This is a genomic window from Agreia sp. PsM10 (assembly GCF_030433855.1).
Taxonomy (GTDB): domain Bacteria; phylum Actinomycetota; class Actinomycetes; order Actinomycetales; family Microbacteriaceae; genus Agreia.
Genome location: NZ_JARUXC010000082.1, coordinates 1 through 241 on the forward strand (window position 1 = coordinate 1; position 241 = coordinate 241).

General features: G+C 41.9%; 1 pseudogene. It reads left to right on the top strand.

Annotated elements, in window-relative coordinates:
- Positions 1-56 precede the first annotated feature (56 nt).
- Positions 57-241 (top strand): annotated as a pseudogene (locus QCD70_RS19105) (IS30-like element ISL7 family transposase); the annotation flags it as partial.

Consider the following 241-nt stretch of genomic DNA (forward strand, 5'->3'; position numbering starts at 1 on the left):
GTTCTACGATCATTCCCTGTACGACCACTCTGTACCAGTGGATTGACCGAGGTATCATGAAAACAACAAACTTAGATTTGCTCGAAAAGCTGTCCCGAAAAATAAAAAAACTGGATCATAAACCTCGTCTTAATAAACGAATACTAGGAACACCCATAGATGAGCGCCCAGCAGTCGTCGAAACTCGGGAAACATTCGGTCATTGGGAAATCGATACTGTCATAGGAAACAAGGTTAAATC